This is a genomic window from Methylobacterium sp. PvP105 (genome assembly GCF_017876975.1).
GTDB classification, from domain to species: domain Bacteria; phylum Pseudomonadota; class Alphaproteobacteria; order Rhizobiales; family Beijerinckiaceae; genus Methylobacterium; species Methylobacterium radiotolerans.
This window is the reverse complement of record NZ_JAGIPA010000001.1, coordinates 459,006-476,808: the sequence shown is the minus strand read 5'-3', so window position 1 is coordinate 476,808 and position 17,803 is coordinate 459,006. Positions and strand designations below refer to the sequence as shown.

Here is a 17,803-nt window from a genome sequence, read left to right as displayed (position 1 = left end):
CGACCCGGTAGGTCTCATGGCGCGCCTTCCCGGCGACACGGCTCCCCTCCTCGCCCGGCTCTGGCGCACCTGGCTGTACCCGCACCGGGCCACCCTGGCGGTGGTGCTGGTGCTCATCGCGCTGGTGGGCGCCTCGACGGGGCTCTACCCCGCGCTGATCAAGGCCGCCTTCGACGCCTTCGACCGCAAGGACGCCGCCGCCATCGCGTACGGACCGCTGGTGGTGATCGTGGTCACGGCCACGCGCGGCTTCGCCCTCTACGGCCAGACGATTCTGACCAACCGCGTGGTGACCCGGGTCGAGGCCGATATGCAGTCCGCGCTCTACGGCCACCTGATCGACTCGGACCTCGCCCAGCTCGGCCGCGAGAGCCCGGCGGCGCTGACACAGCGCTTCACCACCGACTTCGCCTTCATCAAGGAGGCGCTGACCCGCATCTCGACGGTCCTTCTCCGCGACATCGCGATGCTGATCGGGCTCGTGGCCGCGCTGATCTGGATGGATCCTGTGCTGACCCTGGTGGCCGGTGTCACGGTCCCGTTCGTCGCCGGGCCGATCGGGCGGATCGGCCGGAAGCTGCGGCGGGTCTCGACCTCGACCCAGGAGCAGATGGGCGCCACCGCCAGCCTGATCTCCGAGAGCCTGCAGGGGGCCCGGGTCGCCAAGACTTTCGCCATGGAGAGCTACCTCAAGGGCCGCGCCGCCGCCGCCCTCGACGAGGTGCGCCGCCTCAAGATGAAGGCCGCCAACGCCCGCGGCCGCCTCGACCCGCTGCTGGAGATCGGCGGCGGCATCGCGGTGGCGGGCGTGCTGGTGCTGGTCGGGCAGCGCGTGCTGGCCGGGGAGAAGACGGTCGGCGACTTCACCGGCTACGTGGCGGCGCTGCTGCTCGCGGCGCAGCCGGCCCGGGCGCTTGGCAACCTCAACGCCATCCTGCAGGAGGCCGCGGCCGCGCTGCGGCGCTACTTCGACGTGATGGACGAGGTTCCCACGATCCGCGAGGCGCCGGACGCCCGGCCGCTGGCGATCGCGGGCGGCGGCATCCGGTTCGCGGACGTGCATTTCCGCTACCGGCCGGACGCGCCGGCGCTGGAGGGCATCGACCTCGCGGTTCCCGCCGGCTCCGTGACGGCGCTGGTCGGGCGCTCGGGCTCCGGGAAGTCCTCGCTGCTCAACCTCGTTCCGCGCCTCTACGACGTCACCGGCGGCGCGGTGACCATCGACGGCCAGGACGTGCGGACCGTCACGCTGGCCTCGCTGCGCGCCGCGGTCGCGGTGGTGTCGCAGGAGGTCGTGCTCTTCGACGACACGATCGCCGCCAATATCGGCTTCGGCCGGCCCGGAGCGACGCGCGCGGAGATCGAGGCGGCGGCCGCGGCCGCCGCGGCCCACACCTTCGTCACGGCCCTGCCGGAGGGTTACGGCTTCCGGGTCGGATCGGGCGGCGGCCGGCTCTCCGGCGGCGAGCGGCAGCGTGTGGCCCTCGCCCGCGCCTTCCTCAAGGACGCGCCGATCCTGCTCCTCGACGAGGCGACCTCGGCCCTCGATTCCGAATCGGAGCGCCTCGTCCAGGAGGCGCTGACCCGGCTGATGCGCGGCCGGACCACCCTGGTGATCGCCCACCGGCTCTCGACGGTGCGCGAGGCCGATCAGATCGCCGTGATGGACGCCGGCCGCGTGATCGAGATCGGGCGGCATGACGACCTGCTCGCGGCCGGCGGCCCCTACGCGCGCCTCCACCGGTTGCAGCTGTCGGAACCGGCGACAGCGGAGTGACACGCAGGGTGACTCGCATGTGCGGCGACGCCGTCATGCGCCGGCTCCGTAGATTCGCGCGCCGGAGCGCGCCATAAGGGCCTCAGTCGATGAGGACCACACCGTGAGCGACCTGACGTTCGAGATCCAAAGTCATCCCACGCCGCGGACCGCCGAGGAGCGGGCCGCACTGATGGCGAATCCAGGCTTCGGCAAGGTGTTCACAGACCACATGGTGGTGGCGCGGTACACGGCCGGCCGCGGCTGGCACGACGCGCGGATCCAGGCCCGCGAGGCCATCCCGCTCGACCCCGCCGCCGCGGTGCTGCACTACGCGCAGGAGATCTTCGAAGGCCTCAAGGCCTACCGCACCGCTGACGGCGGCGCGGCCCTGTTTCGACCCGAGGCGAACGCCCTGCGGTTCCGCCGCTCGGCCGAGCGCATGGCGATGGCGCCGTTCCCCGAGGACGCCTTCGTGGAGGCGATGCGCAAGCTCGTCGAGATCGACCGCGCCTGGATCCCCGACACGGCGGACGGCAGCCTCTACCTGCGCCCGTTCATGATCGCCAGCGAGGCTTTTCTCGGGGTCAAGCCGGCCTCGGAATACCTGTTCGTGACGATCGCCTCGGCGGTGGGCTCCTACTTCAAGGATCCGACCGGGACGGTCACGGTGTGGATCTCGGAGCACTTCACCCGCGCGGCCCCGGGGGGAACGGGCGCGGCCAAGTGCGGCGGCAACTACGCCGCGAGCCTCGCGGCGCAGTCGGAAGCGGCGTCCCAGGGCTGCGAGCAGGTGGTGTTCCTAGACGCGGCCGAGCGCCGGTTCGTCGAGGAACTCGGCGGCATGAACGTGTTCTTCGTCTTCGAGGACGGCACGCTGGTGACGCCGCCGCTCTCGGACAGCATCCTGCCTGGCATCACCCGCGACTCGGTGATCACCCTGGCCCGGGAGGCCGGCCTGACGGTCAAGGAGGAGCCCTACACGATCGACGCGTGGCGCGCCGACGTGCGGGAGGGACGCCTCACCGAGGCCTTCGCCTGCGGCACCGCCGCGGTGATCACACCGATCGGCACCGTGAAGGGCCGGGAGGAGAGCTTCACGATCGGGAACGGCAAGGCCGGCCCGGTGGCCCAGCGGCTGCGGAGTCTGCTGGTGGACATCCAGCGGGGCAATTCCAATGACGCCCATGGCTGGTTCCAGAAGATCTTCTAGGAGCCGTCTCCCGTCCGCGGCGGTGCATTCATCGTCGGGACGGCCGGGTTCACCGCTCGGACCCGGAGGGCGCCTGTCCAGCTCCTATCCTGAGGTCCCGGACGCCTCCGGGGCCGCCGTGCGGCCCCGCGGCCCGCGGCCGGCCGACCGGAGCGTCCGCCTCAGGATACGGCGGCCGCGCGCGTGACAGACGCGGCGGTCCGCTCCCCCGAGGCAGCGATCGGCCCCTGGAATCCGGGCGTCCGGTCCGATCTGCCGTCCGCGTTCGTGCCGCTGGTCACCGTCTACCGGCCAGAGCACGTCGAGACGCCGCTCCGCGACGCCCTGGATCTGAGCGACCTCTGCGGGCTGCCCGCCCGCCAGCTCACCCGGTTCCGGGCCGGCCGCCTCGTCGTCCACGAAGTCCTGATCCGGGTCATGTCGGACCTGTCCGTGCCGGTCGGCGCGGTCTACGCCGATCTCGGCGTGAACTTCCGCGCCATCGTCGCCACGATCCTGCGCGAGGGGATCGAGCCGCGCCTCGGCGAGATCGAGACCGCCCTCGCGGGGATCCGCGCCGAGGCCGACGCGGTGCTCGCCCGCGAGGTCGCCGCCATCCTGGACGACCGGCCTCCCCCGCCGCCGGAGCCGCGCTGGCTCGACCGCCTCCTCGGACGCCGCCCTCCGGCGCTCGAGGCCCCGCGCGAGGATCTCGCGACCCGCGCCCTGCGCCATCTGGAGACCTGGCAGCGGCGCGCCGCCGAAGCCGGCGACGCCCTGGAGATCGCCGCCTGCGAGGCTCTGCGTGCCGTCGTGGCCGGCCTGATCGCCCGGCAGAACACGGTCATCCGCGACGCGGCCCTGCTGCGGACCATCGCGGGGACGCTGGTCTCGAACGGCTACGGCAGCCGGCGCATCGGCGAGCAGATCGAGCCCTGGATCGACGCGGTCGTGGAGGCGCAGCGCTACCGGCGGCTGGCGCCCCAGGATCATCCGGTGGTGATGAACGTGAAGGGTGCCTCGGCGTCCGGGAAGAGCACGATCCGCCCCTACCAGCTCGGCCTCGCCAGGCGCCTGGGCATGGCGTGGTCGGATTTCGCGGTGATCACCCCCGATGTCTGGCGCAAGTACCTCCTCGACTACGACAGCCTGGGCAAAGCCTCCCGCTACGCCGGGACGCTGACCGGCTACGAGGTCGAGATCATCGATATGAAGCTCGACCGCTACGTCACCCGCAAGGCGGCGGAGCGGCGGATCTCGAACCTGCTGATCGACCGGTTCCGGTTCGACAGCTTCCAGGCCGAGGCCGGCTCGGACGGTGGCGGCCAGCTGCTCACTCGGTTCGGCGATCGGGTCTACATGCAGTTCATGGTCACGCCCCCGGCCGATACCGTGGAGCGCGCCTGGAAGCGCGGCGAGCTGTTCGGCCGCTACAAGGCCGTGGAGGACCTGCTGGCCCACAACGTCGAGGCCTATACCGGGATGCCGCGCCTGTTCTTCAACTGGGCGCTCGCACGCGACAAGCAGGTGGTCTGCGAGTTCCTCGACAACAGCGTGCCGCTGGGCGAGCGCCCGCGCACCATCGCGTTCTGGGCGGACGGGATCCTCAACATCCTCGACGTGAAGGGGTTGATCGACATCGACCGCTTCCGGAAGGTCGACATCTTCGCCCGCGGCCCCGAGGCGGTGTTCAAGGGCGCCGACCTCTCTGCAGCCGCCAACACCACCTTCCTACGGGAATGCCTGCGCCGGATGGCCACCGTCCGATTCGTTCAGGCCGAGACCGGGCGGGCGATCCTGCGCCTCGACCGAGGTCGGATCACCGCGCTGGATCGGGACACCCTGGCGGCGGTGAAGGCGGGCCCGGACTGGGAGGCCGCCTGTGCGGCCATCGGCTTTCCGGCCGATCCGAGTTCCATCCCTACCCTGGAGGAGACGCTGCACCCGGCTGACGCGCCGACGCTCGGCGCGTGGGGCCCGATTCCTGCAGCGGGGCAAACGGAATAATATCGCCGCCCTGACAGTTCATCCGGTCCGTCTCACGCTGGTATATTGCATACCTAGAACGGATGTGCATGATCGTCGGTGCACCAGAGACGCCGCCACAGCAAGGCCGCGCCGCCCAAGAGAGAGGCTCAGGGATGGAACGCCAGGATTCGCCGTCGGCGAAATGGTGGCAGCTCGCCTTCGGCGTGATCTGCATGGCCATGATCGCCAACCTCCAATACGGTTGGACACTGTTCGTGGACCCGATCGATCAGCGTTACCACTGGGGCCGCGCGGCGATCCAGCTCGCATTCACGCTGTTCGTCGCCACCGAGACCTGGCTGGTTCCGGTCGAGGCTTGGTTCGTCGACCGCTACGGTCCGAAGATCGTGGTCGCCTTCGGCGGCGTGATGATCGCCCTCGCCTGGACCATCAACGCGTACGCCGACAGCCTGGCGATGCTCTATCTCGGCGCCGTCATCGCCGGCATCGGAGCGGGCTCGGTCTACGGCACCTGTGTGGGCAACGCGCTCAAGTGGTTCCCGGATCGCCGCGGCCTCGCCGCCGGTGCCACCGCGGCCGGCTTCGGCGCGGGTGCCGCCATCACGGTGGTGCCGATCGCCCGCATGATCGCGTCCAGCGGCTACCAGGACGCATTCCTGTATTTCGGCATCGGCCAGGGCGCCGTGGTCCTCGCCCTCGCCTTCCTGCTGCGCAAGCCGTCGACCAACACGCCGGTCCAGCGCAAGAAGACGCGCCTGCCGCAGACCAAGGTCGACCGCAGCCCGCGCGAGGCGGTGCGCACCCCGGTCTTCTGGGTGATGTACGTGATGTTCGTGATGGTCGCCTCCGGTGGCCTGATGGCGGCGGCGCAGATCGCCCCGATCGCCCACGACTTCCAGGTGGCCGGCGTCCCGGTGAGCCTGTTCGGCCTGCAGATGGCGGCGCTGACGCTGGCGATCTCGCTCGACCGGGTCTTCGACGGGTTCGGCCGGCCGTTCTTCGGCTACGTCTCCGACAACATCGGCCGCGAGAACACGATGTTCATCGCCTTCTCGACGGCGGCGCTCGCGGTGATCGTGCTGCTGACCTACGGGCACATCCCGATGGTCTTCGTCCTGGCCACCGCGGTCTATTTCGGGGTGTTCGGCGAGATTTACTCGCTGTTCCCGGCGACCTGCGGCGACACGTTCGGCTCCAAGTACGCCGCCAGCAACGCCGGCCTGCTCTACACCGCCAAGGGTACCGCGGCCTTCCTCGTCCCCTTCGCCAGCATCCTGTCGGCGGCCTACGGCTGGTCGGCGGTGTTCACGCTGATCATCGTCCTCAACGTGACGGCGGCGGCGCTGGCGATGTTCGTCCTGCGCCCGATGCGGGCCCGCTACCTCGCCTCGGAAGACCAGCCCGCGGCGCTCGGCGCCCAGCCGATCCGGGCGGCCTGACCGGCCTCCCACCCCACGGCGTCGCGGAAGCGACGCCCAACCTTCCCGGATCTCCCGCCCGCCCCGTCTTCGGGAGCGCGGGGGATCCCCAGCCAGCCGGCGCCGAGCGCCGCCCGTCCAAACCGATCTTCCGGGAGAAACCGTGATGACCGCAGTCGCCAAGATCGTCCACACCGCCCCCGAGGTCGAGGCCGAGCCCGATCTGACCGACGGCTTCCACCTCGTCATCGACGCGCTCAAGCTCAACGGCATCGACACCATCTACGGTGTCCCGGGCATCCCGATCACCGATCTCGGCCGCATGGCCCAGGCCGAGGGGATGCGGGTCATCTCGTTCCGCCACGAGCAGCACGCCGGTAACGCCGCGGCGATCGCGGGCTTCCTCACCCAGAAGCCGGGCATCTGCCTCACCGTCTCGGCGCCGGGCTTCCTGAACGGCCTGACCGCGCTCGCCAACGCCACGACCAACTGCTTCCCGATGATCCTGATCTCGGGCTCCTCCGAGCGCGAGATCGTCGACCTGCAGCAGGGCGACTACGAGGAGATGGATCAGCTCGCCATCGCCAAGCCCCTGTGCAAGGCGGCCTTCCGCGTCCTGCACGCCGCCGATATCGGCATCGGCGTCGCCCGCGCGATCCGCGCGGCCTGCTCGGGCCGGCCGGGCGGCGTCTACCTCGACCTGCCCGCCAAGCTGTTCTCCCAGGTGATGGACGCCGAGGCCGGCCAGAAGTCGCTGGTCAAGGTGATCGACCCGGCCCCGGCCCAGCACCCCGCTCCCGAGGCGATCGCCCGGGCGCTCGAGGTCCTGAAATCCGCCAAGCGGCCGCTGATCGTGCTCGGCAAGGGCGCCGCCTACGCCCAGGCCGACGAGGCGATCCGCGCCCTCGTGGAGACGAGCGGCATCCCCTACGTTCCGATGAGCATGGCCAAGGGCCTCCTGCCCGACACCCACCCGCTCTCGGCCGGCGCGGCGCGCTCGACGGCGCTGAAGGACTCGGACGTGGTGCTGCTGATCGGCGCCCGGCTGAACTGGCTGCTGTCGCACGGCAAGGGCAAGAGCTGGGGCGAGCCGGGCTCGACCAAGTTCATCCAGATCGACATCGAGCCCCGCGAGATGGACTCGAACGTCGAGATCGTCGCTCCGGTGGTCGGCGACATCGCCTCCTGCGTCCAGGCACTGCTCGACGGCATGGGCCAGGGCTGGCAGCAGCCCCCGTCCGACTGGATCGAGACGCTCAAGACCAAGCGCGAGGCGAACATCGCCAAGATGGCGCCGAAGCTCATGAGCAACGCCTCGCCCATGAATTTCCACGCCGCGCTCGGGGCGCTCCGCACCATCATCAAGGAGCGGCCGGACGCGATCCTGGTCAACGAGGGCGCCAACACCCTCGACCTCGCCCGCGGCATCATCGACATGTACCAGCCGCGCAAGCGCCTGGACGTCGGCACCTGGGGCATCATGGGCATCGGCATGGGCTTCGCCGTCGCGGCCGCGGTCGAGACCGGCAAGCCGGTCCTCTGCGTGGAAGGTGACAGCGCCTTCGGCTTCTCCGGCATGGAGGTCGAGACGATCTGCCGGTACGGCCTGCCGGTCTGCATCGTGGTGTTCAACAACAACGGCATCTATCGCGGCACCGACACCGACCCGACCGGTCGCGATCCGGCCACCACGGTGTTCGTGCCGGATTCCCGCTACGACCGGATGATCGAGGCCTTCGGCGGCGTCGGCTACCACGTCACCACGCCGGACGAGCTGACCCGCGCGGTCAACGAGGCGATGAACTCGGGCCGCCCAGCCCTGGTCAACGCCGTCATCGACCCGGCCGCCGGCAGCGAGAGCGGCAACATCGGCAGCCTCAACCCCCAGAGCGGGATCAAGAAGAAGAAGTGAGGGCCGCGGGCGTCCTCAGCCCGGTCCCCTGACATCGACAGACCGGCCGGATCGCTCAGCGGTCCGGCCGTTCGTGAATGAGCGGCATCCTCTCAGGCCGATCCGCAGGTCCCCTCGCCCCTGTGGGAGGGGCAGGCCTTCGCGGCGGCAAGCTACGTCGCGCGATCCCAGACACCGATCCGACGAGTCCCCGCGATGATCGATCCCGACCTCGCCGGCCGCCTGCACTTCCGACACCGTCTCCCGACTGAGGAGCCCCTTCCCCCAGGCCGGCACGATCTCGGCCTCTTCGCCGAGCGCGACGCGGTGCTGGTGGTTCCCGAGGGTCTCGATCCGCGCCGCCCCTGCCCGCTCGTGGTGCTGTTCCACGGCGGCGGCGGCAGCGCCGAGCGGATCCTGCCGATGCTGGAGGCGCATGCCCGGACCGAGCGCTTCCTGCTCCTCGTGCCGCAATCCCTGTTTCCGACGTGGGACCTCGTCATCGCCGGTCACGGGCCGGACCGGGAGCGGGTCGCGGCGGCGCTGGATCACGTCGCTGACCGGTTCCTGCTCGATCCGCAGCGGCTCTGCTTCGCGGGCCACTCGGACGGCGGCAGCTACACGCTCTCCCTTGGGCTCGCCAACGGCGACGTGGCGCGCCACCTGATCGTCTCGTCGGCCGGGTTCCTGTCGGTTCACCTGCAGGTCGGGGCGCCGCGCATCTTCCTGTCTCACGGGACGCAGGACGAGCAGATCCCGATCGACCGGAGCGCCCGGGTCCACGTGCCGGCCCTGCGCGAGGCCGGCTATCCGGTGACCTTCGTCGAGTATGACGGCCCGCACGCCCACCAGCCGGCCGTGGTGGCGCAGGCCGTCGCGTTCTTCCTGGCGGACCCGGCCGAACGCCCCTGAGGCTCAGGCCAGGGCGGCCCGCGCCGGCGCGCGGGCGCGGACCGGTGCCTCGCGCGCGTCGGTCTCGGACAGGAGCGCCGGGATCAGGTCCGTCTGCGAGACGATCCCGACCAGGCGGCCGTCGGTGTCGACCACCGGCAGGTGGTGAAGCCCCGCCTCCGACATCCGCGGCACCAGCGCGGCCACGGGCGTGTCGGGACCGACCGGCTCGACGGCGCTCATGATGTCGGCCGCGCAGCCGTGAGGGGCGCGGCCGCGCTCGGCGGTGAGGCGCAGGCGGCGGCCGAGGCCGAGACGCGGCCCGTTCCGGTCCCAGGCGGCCTTGTCGAGCAGATCGGTCTGCGTGACGATGCCGAGGACGCGCGCGCCCTCGTCGGTGACCGGGAGCGCCTTGATCCGGTGACGGCGCAGCAGCCGCATGGCCTCGGACAGCGGCGCGTCCGGCGCCACCGCGATCACGTCGCGCGACATGATCGCCGCGCAGGTGATCGGCCCCGAGCGGCGGCCGTAGACCCGCATCTGCACGCGCCGCAGGATCTGCTCCAGGTCGCTCCGGTCGACGTCGAGAAGCTGGTCGAAATCCTCCAGCGCGGCATCGAGGTCCGAGGCCCGGAAGCCCACGCGGGCGCCGGAGGGCGGATCGGCCGTTCGCGGCCCGGCGGGTCGCAGGTGCGGGTAGGCGCGCCCGGTCAGGTTGTTGAACAGCAGGGCGGTTGTCAGCAGGAGCAGCGAGTTGGCCGCCACCGGCCACAGCACGAAGCCGTAGCCCAGCTCCCGGATCGCCGGGCCGCCGAGGACCGCCGTCAGCGCCACGGCCCCGCTCGGCGGGTGCAGGCAGCGCAGGGCCATCATCAGCGCGATCGCCACGCCGATGGCGCAGGACGCGGCCACGAACGGGTCGCCGATCCAGGCCGCCGCCGTGACGCCCACGAGCGCCGCCACGGTGTTGCCGCCGAGGATCGACCAGGGCTGCGCCAGGGGGCTCGCTGGCACGGCGAAGAGCAGCACCGCCGAGGCCCCCATCGGGGCGATCAGCACCGGCAGCGCCTCGGCCGGGACGGAGACCCGACAGACGAAACCGGTCGTCAGGATGCCCACGAGGGCACCGGCCGCGGAGCGCAGGCGCTCGCGCTTGCTGACCGGGGTCAGCTCCGGCAGGAAACGGCTGAGGAATGCGCGCATCGGATCCGGGGCTCGCACATGAAAAGGACGGCGCCGGGGGAGCGCCGTCCTGTCTCAGGAACGCTGAGGTCGGGCGGTCTCTATCAGACCGCGCGGGCCTCGTGCATCGCCCGGATCTGCTCCGGCGTGTAACCCAGGTCTGCGAGCACCTCATCGGTGTGCTCGCCCAGCAGTGGCGACGCCTTCACCTCGACTTTCATGTCGGAGAACTTGATCGGGCTTCCGACGGTCAGGTACTTGCCGAGCTTCGGGTGCGCCACCTCGACGACGGTGCCGCTCTCGCGCAGGGACTTGTCCTCGGCGATCTCCTTCATCGACAGCACCGGCGCGCAGGGGATGTCGTAGGTGCGCAGGATGTCGACCGCCTCGAACTTGGTCTTGTCGGCGAGCCACTCCTCGATCGTCTTGAAAATGTCGAAGATCTTGTCCTGGCGGGCCCGCGGCGTGTTGTAGCCCGGGTCGGTGATCCACTCCTCCTTGCCGAGCGCCTTGCAGATCGGCGCCCAGGCGTGGCCCTGGATGGTGAAGTAGATGTAGGCGTTCGGGTCGGTCTCCCAGCCTTTGCACTTCAGCACCCAGCCCGGCTGGCCGCCGCCGCCCGCGTTGCCGCCGCGCGGCACCACGTCGGAGAACTCGCCGTGGGGGTACTGCGGGTACTCCTCGAGGTAGCCGAGGGCGTCGAGGCGCTGCTGGTCGCGCAGCTTCACGCGGCAGAGGTTGATCACCGAGTCCTGCATCGACACGGCGACCTTCTGGCCCTTGCCGGTCTTGTTCTTCTGGTGGAGCGCCGTGAGGATGCCGATGGCAAGGTGCATGCCGGTGTTGGAGTCGCCGAGCGCGGCGGCGCTGACGGTGGGCGGCCCGTCCCAGAAGCCCGTGGTCGAGGCGGCACCGCCCGCGCACTGGGCGACGTTCTCGTAGACCTTCAGGTCCTCGTAGTGGTGACCGTCCGAGAAGCCCTTCACCGAGGCGAGGATCATGCCCGGGTTCAGCTCCTGGATGCGGGCCCAGGAGAAGCCCATCCGGTCGAGGGCGCCGGGGCCGAAATTCTCGACCATGACGTCGGAGTCCTGGATGAGCTTCTCGAGGACTTCCTTGCCGGCCTGGGTCTTGGTGTCGAGGGTGAGCGAGCGCTTGTTGGAGTTCAGCATCGTGAAGTAGAGCGCGTCCGCGTCCTCGACGTGGCGCAGCTGGGTGCGGGTCACGTCGCCGGCGCCGGGACGCTCGACCTTGATCACGTCGGCGCCGAACCAAGCGAGCAGCTGCGTGCAGGCCGGGCCGGCCTGGACGTGCGTGAAGTCGATGATCTTGATGCCTTCCAGCGGCTTGCTCATTGGGCGTTCTCCCTGTGCGGTTTGGTGATCGGGACCTTCGGCACGTCCGGCGGGATCAAGGTGCCCGGCGGTTCGCATCCGAGGAAGCTTCGAGTTCGGCCACGCGCTGGCGCAGGCGCTTCTCCTCGGCCCAGCGATCGGTCTCGTCGCGGATCACGGCGACGATCCCGGTCACGTGGTCGGAGGCGTCCCGCACCATCCCCACCGTGAAGGCGATGGAGAGCTGGTGGCCGTCCTTGTGGAGCGCCGGCACCCTCAGGGTCTCTGCCCCGTACCGGGTGACGCCGGTGCGCATGGTCTTGGCGTAGCCGTCCCAGTGGCGGCGACGGTGCCGCTCGGGCGTGATGAGGTCGAGGCTCTGCCCCAGCGCCTCGGCGGCGGTGAAGCCGAAGATGCGCTCGGCGGCCGGGTTCCAGACGGTGATGGCGCCGTCCGGATCGGACACAACCACGGCGTCGCCGATGGCCTCGACCAGACCGTCAAGTTCGGAGGGACCGGGCGCGGCCAGGGTCGGCCCGGTCGTCCTCATGGACGCCACCCGGTCGGCGGCGCGGATGAGAGGTGAATCGCGGCAGTCCGGCGCCTTGTCATGGGGCGGCCCTTCCTGAACGTCACGCGCGAGAACGGCGGTAAATTTCCGGTCCCGCATCCCTGAAGGGCCGTCACCCGCCCTCGTCGGTTGGTATTTGGTATGCCAAATGGGAAATGGCGTCAACCGAGGGAGTGACAGGTGGAACTTTTCTTCAAGCGGCCGAATGAGATCTCCGGCGAGGCCGAGGAGCGGTCGCACCCTGCCCGACCGAGTCGGCGTGTCTCGGCAAGGCGCTCATGTTGTTCTCAGATTCGCCGCTTTCGGCGAGCAGGAGATCGTGCGTCAGGCCGCTCGTACCGGCGGTTCGGCGAGCCGCCCGGGAGACCATTTCGGTGATCCGTTTCGAGAAAGTCAGCAAGGTCTACCGCACGGAGGGCCACCGGCGGACCATCTTGGAGCAGGTGTCGTTCACCCTGAAGCCGGGCGTCTCCTACGGCATCCTCGGCATCAACGGCGCCGGAAAATCGACCACGATGCGGCTGATCGCCGGCACCGAGGACGCGACGCGGGGCCGGATCCACCGCGGCCTCAGAGTGTCGTGGCCCCTCGGCTTCGCCGGCGGTTTCCATCCCAAGATGACCGGGCGCGACAACGTCACGTTCGTGGCGCGCATCTACGGCGAGGACCCGCGCAAGGTCCTCGATTTCGTCGAGGACTTCTCTGAGCTCGGAAGCTACCTCGACGTTCCGATCTACACGTACTCATCCGGCATGGGCGCGCGGCTCGCCTTCGGTATGAGCATGGCGATCCCGTTCGACTGCTATCTGATCGACGAGATCACCTCGGTCGGCGACGCGCGGTTCTCGAAGCGCTGCGACGAGGTCTTCTCGCAGCGTCGGAAGAACGCCGACATCATCATGGTCTCGCACTCGATGGAGACGATCCGCCAGTGGTGCACGCAGGGGCTCGTCCTGCTCAACGGCCGCGCGATCATCTACGAGGACGTGAACGACGCCATCGAGGTGTACCGGCGCCTCAACGCCTGACCGCGCCGGCGGCCGGCCGTGACGACATGCTTTTGCCGCCTCGCCGTGCGAGAGACGATCGCGGCGCCGCGTGCGGCGCGGTCGGGATCCCGGTGACGGATCGACCTTCGAGGCCGGGGAGGCCGGGAATCAGACCATGAACATGGAGATCCGGAAGGCCGAGGGGCAGCCGGTCACGCCCGCGGACCGCCAGCAGGCTGTCAGCGAGTCGCTGCGGCAGATCGCGCGCATGTCGCGCTTCGCCGACCGCAAGAAGGGAATCCGATCTTACCAGGCCGATGCCAAGAATGATCCCTGGATCCCGATCCTGTTCGTCGTCTGCTTCCTGCTGCCGACCCTCGCCGGCGCGGTCTATTACGGCCTGATCGCCTCGGATCGCTACGTCACCGAGGCGCGGTTCGCGATCCGGCCGGCCCTCGGCTCCGCCGAGAAGACGTCCTCGGAGACCGGGGGCACGAATTCCGGCATGGCGAACCAGATGGTGGCGCAGGACACGCTGATCACGCGCGAGTTCATCCTGAGCCGGCCGATGCTGGAGCTCCTCGAGGCGCAGCTGCCGCTGCGCCAGTGGTACAGCAACGATTCGATCGACTACTTCTCGCGGTTCGATCCGGAGAAGCCGATCGAGAAGTTCCTCCGCTACTGGAAGCGGCGCGTCGGCGTCGAGGTCGAGTCCGGATCCGGCATCCTGTCGGTGGAGGTCGAGGCCTTCGATCCCGAGGAATCCCTCGCCATCGCCAAGGCCGTCATGAAGGAGGCCGAGCGCAAGGTGAACGACCTCACCGTCAAGTCGCGCGAGGATGCGGTCGCCGAGAGCACGCGCGAGCTGCGGCTCGCCGAGGAGCGGATGACCAAGATCCGCCTCGCGACCCGCGACCTGCGCAATCGCGAGGGCGTGCTCGACGCTCAGAAGACGAACGACATCAACGTCAAGATGATCGCCGAACTGCGGGCCTCCCGAATCAACCTCGCATTGCAGCTCGCCATCGGACAGCGCGACCTCGGGCCCGACGCGCGCCGGATCATCGACATCAAGCAGCAGATCAAGGACATCGACGAGAACATCGCCCGGATCGAGCGGCAATCCGCCAGCCAGGATCCGGAGCAGAAGCGCCTGCTCTCGGACGCGTTGACCAAGTTCGAGGTCCTGGAGAACGACCGCAAGAACGCCGAGAAATACTATCAGCAGGTGCTGACCGCGCACGAGCGCGCGCGCATCATCGCGGCCCGGCAGATCGAGTTCTTCAGCCCGATCGTCGAGCCGGTGAAGGCGGAATCCTCCACCGAGCCGCGGCGGCTCCTGATGATCGGGCTGATCACCGCGGGCGCGGGCGTCCTGTTCGGCGCCGCGATGTTCGCCCGGAAGATGATGACCTGACCACCGCCCGGCCGGGCTTCCCGGGGACGGTCCGAGATCATCAGCGGCCGGACCCGGTGCCCCGGTCGTCGGCCGCCGGGCCGATCGTGCCGCCGGTCCAGCCCTGCGCCCGCCAGCCCTCGGCACGCTCGTCGAGATCGATCGACCCCGCATGGTCGAGAATGGACAGGACGCGCTCGGCCCGGGACTCGTCGGCGCGCACCGTCACCAGGGTGCCGCCCCGGCGCACGCCCTCGGCGTAGGTCTCGGCCTCGTCCGCGCTGAGACCCGCCGCCGTCAGGCCGCCGATCAGGCCGCCGGCCGCGGCCCCCACGCCCGCCCCCGTCACGGTGGCGACGAGCCAGCCCGCCGCCACCACCGGGCCGAGTCCCGGTATCGCCAGCAGCCCCAGGCCCGCGAGCAGCCCGGCGCCGCCGCCCAGCACCGTGCCGACCGTAGCGCCGGTGCCGGCGGAGTCGGCCGCATCCACCGGTCGGGGAACGGCGGCCCCCGGCGCCCGCGGCGGGGCCGCGGGCTCGTCGCGGTTCGCGATGATGCTGATGTCCGCGTGGGGAATGCCGGCGGCCTCCAGCCGGTCCACCGCACCTGCGGCGGCGTCGTAATCGTCGAACAGGGCGGTCAGGGCGCGCAGGGCCATCGAACTCTCCCGGGATTCGCGGGCCTGGGCCCGGAGACGTGGCGGCGGCGCGGGCGGCCCGGACGCGGGCTCGGTCGGATGCCGGATCGACGCTCTCGCCGTCCGATCAAGCGATCGCGGCGGCCCCGGTTCCCGTCACCGTCGGCCGTATCTTAACGCCGCGCTAACCATCCGGTCGGCAGATCTTGCCGGGTACGTCCCGGTCGCGTCCCGGGTGAGCGGCAGCGGGTGGCATCGATGGCAGAGACGGCGAGCGCGCCGGCACAGACAGGGGCGGCGGCCGTCCTCGGCCAGCTGACGCTGCCGACGCGCGGCGACCTCCAGGCACTGTCGAAGCGGTCGGACCTCCTCTTTGCCACCGGCGTGCTGGGGATCCTGGCGGTCCTCATCTTCCCGCTGCCGGCGATCCTGCTCGACCTGCTGCTGGCCGTGTCGATCATCATGTCGGTCCTGATCATGATGACCGGCCTGTCGATCGATAATCCGCTGGAATTCACCGTCTTCCCGACGCTGCTGCTCATCGCCACGATGCTGCGGCTCGCCCTGAACCTCGCCTCGACGCGCCTCATCCTCGGCCACGGCCACGAGGGCACGGCGGCGGCCGGCCACGTCATCGAGGCCTTCGGCCACTTCGTGATGGGGGGCAACTTCGTCATCGGGATCATCGTGTTCGCGATCCTGATCATCGTGAACTTCGTGGTCATCACGAAGGGCTCGGGCCGGATCGCCGAGGTCGCGGCCCGCTTCACCCTCGACGCGATGCCCGGCAAGCAGATGGCGATCGACGCCGACCTGTCGGCCGGCCTGATCGACGAGAAGGCCGCGAAGGCTCGGCGCGCGGCCCTGGAGGAGGAGTCCTCCTTCTTCGGCGCCATGGACGGTGCCTCGAAATTCGTGCGCGGCGACGCGGTGGCGGCCCTGCTGATCACCTTCATCAACGTGGTCGGCGGCATCATCATCGGCGTGGCGCAGCAGGGCCTGAGCTTCGGCGAGGCCGCCAAGAGCTACACCCTGCTGACCATCGGCGACGGCCTGGCGAGCCAGGTCCCCGCGCTGATCGTGTCGACGGCGGCGGGCCTGCTGGTCTCGAAGGCCGGCGTGCGCGGGGCCGCCGACAAGGCGCTCGGCAAGCAGCTCGCGCATTATCCCAAGGCGCTGGGCATGTCGGCGGCGGTGATGCTGCTGATCGCCCTCCTGCCCGGCATGCCGATGCTGCCCTTCGTCCTGCTGGGCGGCGGGGCCGGCTACGCGGCGTGGCGCATCAACAAGACCGCCAAGCTGGCGCCGCCCCTGGACGCTCAGGGCGTCCCGATGGATGCGGCCGCGGTCGCGGCGGCCAGCGCCGCCAAGGAGGAGACGGTCACCGACCTGCTGAAGCTCGACGACCTCAAGCTCGAGATGGGCTACGCGCTCCTCGCCCTGGTCAACGGCGAGGGCCAGGACCGGCTCACCGACCAGATCAAGGCCCTGCGCCGCCAGCTCGCCGCGGAACTGGGCTTCGTGATGCCGTCGGTGCGCATCCTCGACAACGTCCAGCTCGACGCCAACGCCTACGTGGTCCGGGTCAAGGAGATCGAGGCGGGCACCGGCCGGATCTTCCCGGGCCAGTTCATGGCGATGGACCCGATGGGCGGTCAGGTTCAGCTGCCCGGGCAGCACATGCTGGAGCCGACCTTCGGCCTGCCGGCGACCTGGATCGACGCGGCCCTGCGCGACCAGGCCCAGCTCAAGGGCTACACCGTGGTCGATGCCGCCACCGTCGTGTCGACGCATCTCACCGAAGTCATCAAGGCTCACGTCTCCGAGCTCCTCAACCACGTCGAGGTCTCGAAGCTGCTCCGCGAGCTGCCCAAGGAGCACGCCGAGCTGCTCAAGGAGATCGTGCCGTCGCAGATCTCCACCACCGGCATCCAGCGCGTGCTGCAGTTCCTGCTCGCCGAGCGGGTCTCGATCCGCGATCTCGGGGCGATCGTGGAGGCGGTCGCCGAGGTGGCGGGCGCCGTGAAGAACCCCCGCGACGTCGTCGAGCACGTCCGGGCACGCCTGGGCCGGCAGATCTGCGCGCAGTACCAGGATCCGAACGGCATGCTGCCGATCATCACCCTGTCGCCGGCCTGGGAGCAGGCGTTCATGGAATCGATCGTGGGCGAGCGCGAGGAGCGCTACCTCGCGATGCAGCCTTCGAAGCTCAGCGAGTTCGTCAACACCGTGCGCGACCGCTTCGAGACGGCGGCGCGCCAGGGCGAGATGCCGGTGCTGGTCACCTCGGCCCAGACGCGCCCCTTCGTGCGCTCGATCATCGAGCGCTTCCGCCGCGAGACGCCGGTGATGAGCCAGGCGGAGATCCACCCGCGGGCGCGGCTGCGGACGGTGAACTCGATTTGAGGATCGACCGGCCGCGGCGCCGGCGCTCTGCCGGGGCCGCCGCAGCCGCCACGTGGGCCCTCAGAGGCATCGGCGCGAACCGCGCACGCACGCGGCAAGACGATCCGGAGTGGTGTGCGGTGTGACGCTTGAGGGCCGACGTGACGGCGTG

13 protein-coding genes are annotated in these 17,803 nt (G+C 70.2%); 9 read left to right on the top strand and 4 right to left on the bottom strand.

From position 1 onward, the window contains the following. The first annotated feature begins 16 nt into the window (after positions 1 to 16). From J3A75_RS02305 to J3A75_RS02280, 6 genes are all read left to right on the top strand, one after another. On the top strand, positions 17 to 1,777 hold the full coding sequence (locus tag J3A75_RS02305; RefSeq protein ID WP_071000599.1) for an ABC transporter ATP-binding protein: 1,761 nt from the start codon (positions 17 to 19) through the stop codon (positions 1,775 to 1,777). A 103-nt stretch (positions 1,778 to 1,880) separates the two neighbouring features. Continuing rightward, a complete protein-coding gene (locus J3A75_RS02300) occupies positions 1,881 to 2,969 on the top strand; it encodes a branched-chain amino acid aminotransferase (RefSeq protein WP_071000598.1) in 1,089 nt (362 codons plus the stop codon). Between the two features lie 183 nt (positions 2,970 to 3,152). Further along, a complete protein-coding gene (locus J3A75_RS02295; protein WP_024828012.1) occupies positions 3,153 to 4,955 on the top strand; it encodes a hypothetical protein in 1,803 nt (600 codons plus the stop codon). 134 nt (positions 4,956 to 5,089) lie between these two features. Next, positions 5,090 to 6,376 (top strand): oxalate/formate MFS antiporter, encoded by a 1,287-nt coding sequence (gene oxlT / locus J3A75_RS02290; RefSeq protein ID WP_024828013.1) that lies wholly within the window; start codon positions 5,090 to 5,092, stop codon positions 6,374 to 6,376. Positions 6,377 to 6,521: 145 nt separating this feature from the next. After that, positions 6,522 to 8,267: an oxalyl-CoA decarboxylase gene (gene oxc, locus J3A75_RS02285; protein ID WP_012322472.1), complete on the top strand. Its 1,746-nt coding sequence runs from the start codon at positions 6,522 to 6,524 to the stop codon at positions 8,265 to 8,267. A 195-nt stretch (positions 8,268 to 8,462) separates the two neighbouring features. After that, on the top strand, positions 8,463 to 9,158 hold the full coding sequence (locus tag J3A75_RS02280) for an alpha/beta hydrolase (protein WP_024828014.1): 696 nt from the start codon (positions 8,463 to 8,465) through the stop codon (positions 9,156 to 9,158). 3 nt (positions 9,159 to 9,161) lie between these two features. Here the strand turns inward: J3A75_RS02280 and J3A75_RS02275 are convergent, their stop codons facing one another. The 3 genes from J3A75_RS02275 to J3A75_RS02265 all read right to left on the bottom strand — a co-directional run bounded on the left by J3A75_RS02275 (position 9,162) and on the right by J3A75_RS02265 (position 12,203). Further along, a complete protein-coding gene (locus J3A75_RS02275; RefSeq protein ID WP_024828015.1) occupies positions 9,162 to 10,340 on the bottom strand; it encodes an HPP family protein in 1,179 nt (392 codons plus the stop codon). Positions 10,341 to 10,423: 83 nt separating this feature from the next. Then, a complete protein-coding gene (frc, locus tag J3A75_RS02270; protein ID WP_012322469.1) occupies positions 10,424 to 11,674 on the bottom strand; it encodes a formyl-CoA transferase in 1,251 nt (416 codons plus the stop codon). 55 nt (positions 11,675 to 11,729) lie between these two features. Continuing rightward, the gene (locus J3A75_RS02265) at positions 11,730 to 12,203 is read right to left on the bottom strand and encodes a PAS domain-containing protein (RefSeq protein WP_012322468.1); all 474 of its coding nucleotides are present in this window, start codon (positions 12,201 to 12,203) and stop codon (positions 11,730 to 11,732) included. Between the two features lie 395 nt (positions 12,204 to 12,598). On the opposite strand from J3A75_RS02265, the gene J3A75_RS02260 reads away from it, so the two are divergent. Continuing rightward, a complete protein-coding gene (locus J3A75_RS02260; protein WP_012322467.1) occupies positions 12,599 to 13,252 on the top strand; it encodes an ABC transporter ATP-binding protein in 654 nt (217 codons plus the stop codon). Between the two features lie 136 nt (positions 13,253 to 13,388). After that, complete coding sequence (locus J3A75_RS02255) at positions 13,389 to 14,630, top strand: capsule polysaccharide transporter (protein WP_012322466.1); 1,242 nt, start codon at positions 13,389 to 13,391, stop codon at positions 14,628 to 14,630. Between the two features lie 40 nt (positions 14,631 to 14,670). On the opposite strand, the gene J3A75_RS02250 is transcribed toward J3A75_RS02255, so the two are convergent. Beyond that, positions 14,671 to 15,267 carry a hypothetical protein gene (locus J3A75_RS02250; protein WP_024828016.1) on the bottom strand — a complete coding sequence of 199 codons (597 nt, stop codon included), beginning with the start codon at positions 15,265 to 15,267 and terminating at the stop codon, positions 14,671 to 14,673. Positions 15,268 to 15,504: 237 nt separating this feature from the next. Here J3A75_RS02250 and flhA point away from each other — a divergent pair, with 237 nt between their 5' ends. Further along, positions 15,505 to 17,652 carry a flagellar biosynthesis protein FlhA gene (gene flhA, locus J3A75_RS02245; protein WP_012322464.1) on the top strand — a complete coding sequence of 716 codons (2,148 nt, stop codon included), beginning with the start codon at positions 15,505 to 15,507 and terminating at the stop codon, positions 17,650 to 17,652. Positions 17,653 to 17,803: the final 151 nt, after the last annotated feature.

What these genes read in the sequence shown, in the direction of transcription:
- J3A75_RS02305 (WP_071000599.1), top strand. Translation starts at nt 17, where the DNA reads ATGGCGCGCCTTCCCGGCGACACGGCTCCCCTCCTCGCCCGGCTCTGG.
- oxlT (WP_024828013.1), top strand. Translation starts at nt 5,090, where the DNA reads ATGGAACGCCAGGATTCGCCGTCGGCGAAATGGTGGCAGCTCGCCTTC.
- oxc (WP_012322472.1), top strand. Translation starts at nt 6,522, where the DNA reads ATGACCGCAGTCGCCAAGATCGTCCACACCGCCCCCGAGGTCGAGGCC.
- J3A75_RS02280 (WP_024828014.1), top strand. Translation starts at nt 8,463, where the DNA reads ATGATCGATCCCGACCTCGCCGGCCGCCTGCACTTCCGACACCGTCTC.
- J3A75_RS02275 (WP_024828015.1), bottom strand. Translation starts at nt 10,340, where the DNA reads ATGCGCGCATTCCTCAGCCGTTTCCTGCCGGAGCTGACCCCGGTCAGC.
- frc (WP_012322469.1), bottom strand. Translation starts at nt 11,674, where the DNA reads ATGAGCAAGCCGCTGGAAGGCATCAAGATCATCGACTTCACGCACGTC.
- J3A75_RS02265 (WP_012322468.1), bottom strand. Translation starts at nt 12,203, where the DNA reads ATGAGGACGACCGGGCCGACCCTGGCCGCGCCCGGTCCCTCCGAACTT.
- J3A75_RS02255 (WP_012322466.1), top strand. Translation starts at nt 13,389, where the DNA reads ATGAACATGGAGATCCGGAAGGCCGAGGGGCAGCCGGTCACGCCCGCG.
- J3A75_RS02250 (WP_024828016.1), bottom strand. Translation starts at nt 15,267, where the DNA reads ATGGCCCTGCGCGCCCTGACCGCCCTGTTCGACGATTACGACGCCGCC.
- flhA (WP_012322464.1), top strand. Translation starts at nt 15,505, where the DNA reads ATGGCAGAGACGGCGAGCGCGCCGGCACAGACAGGGGCGGCGGCCGTC.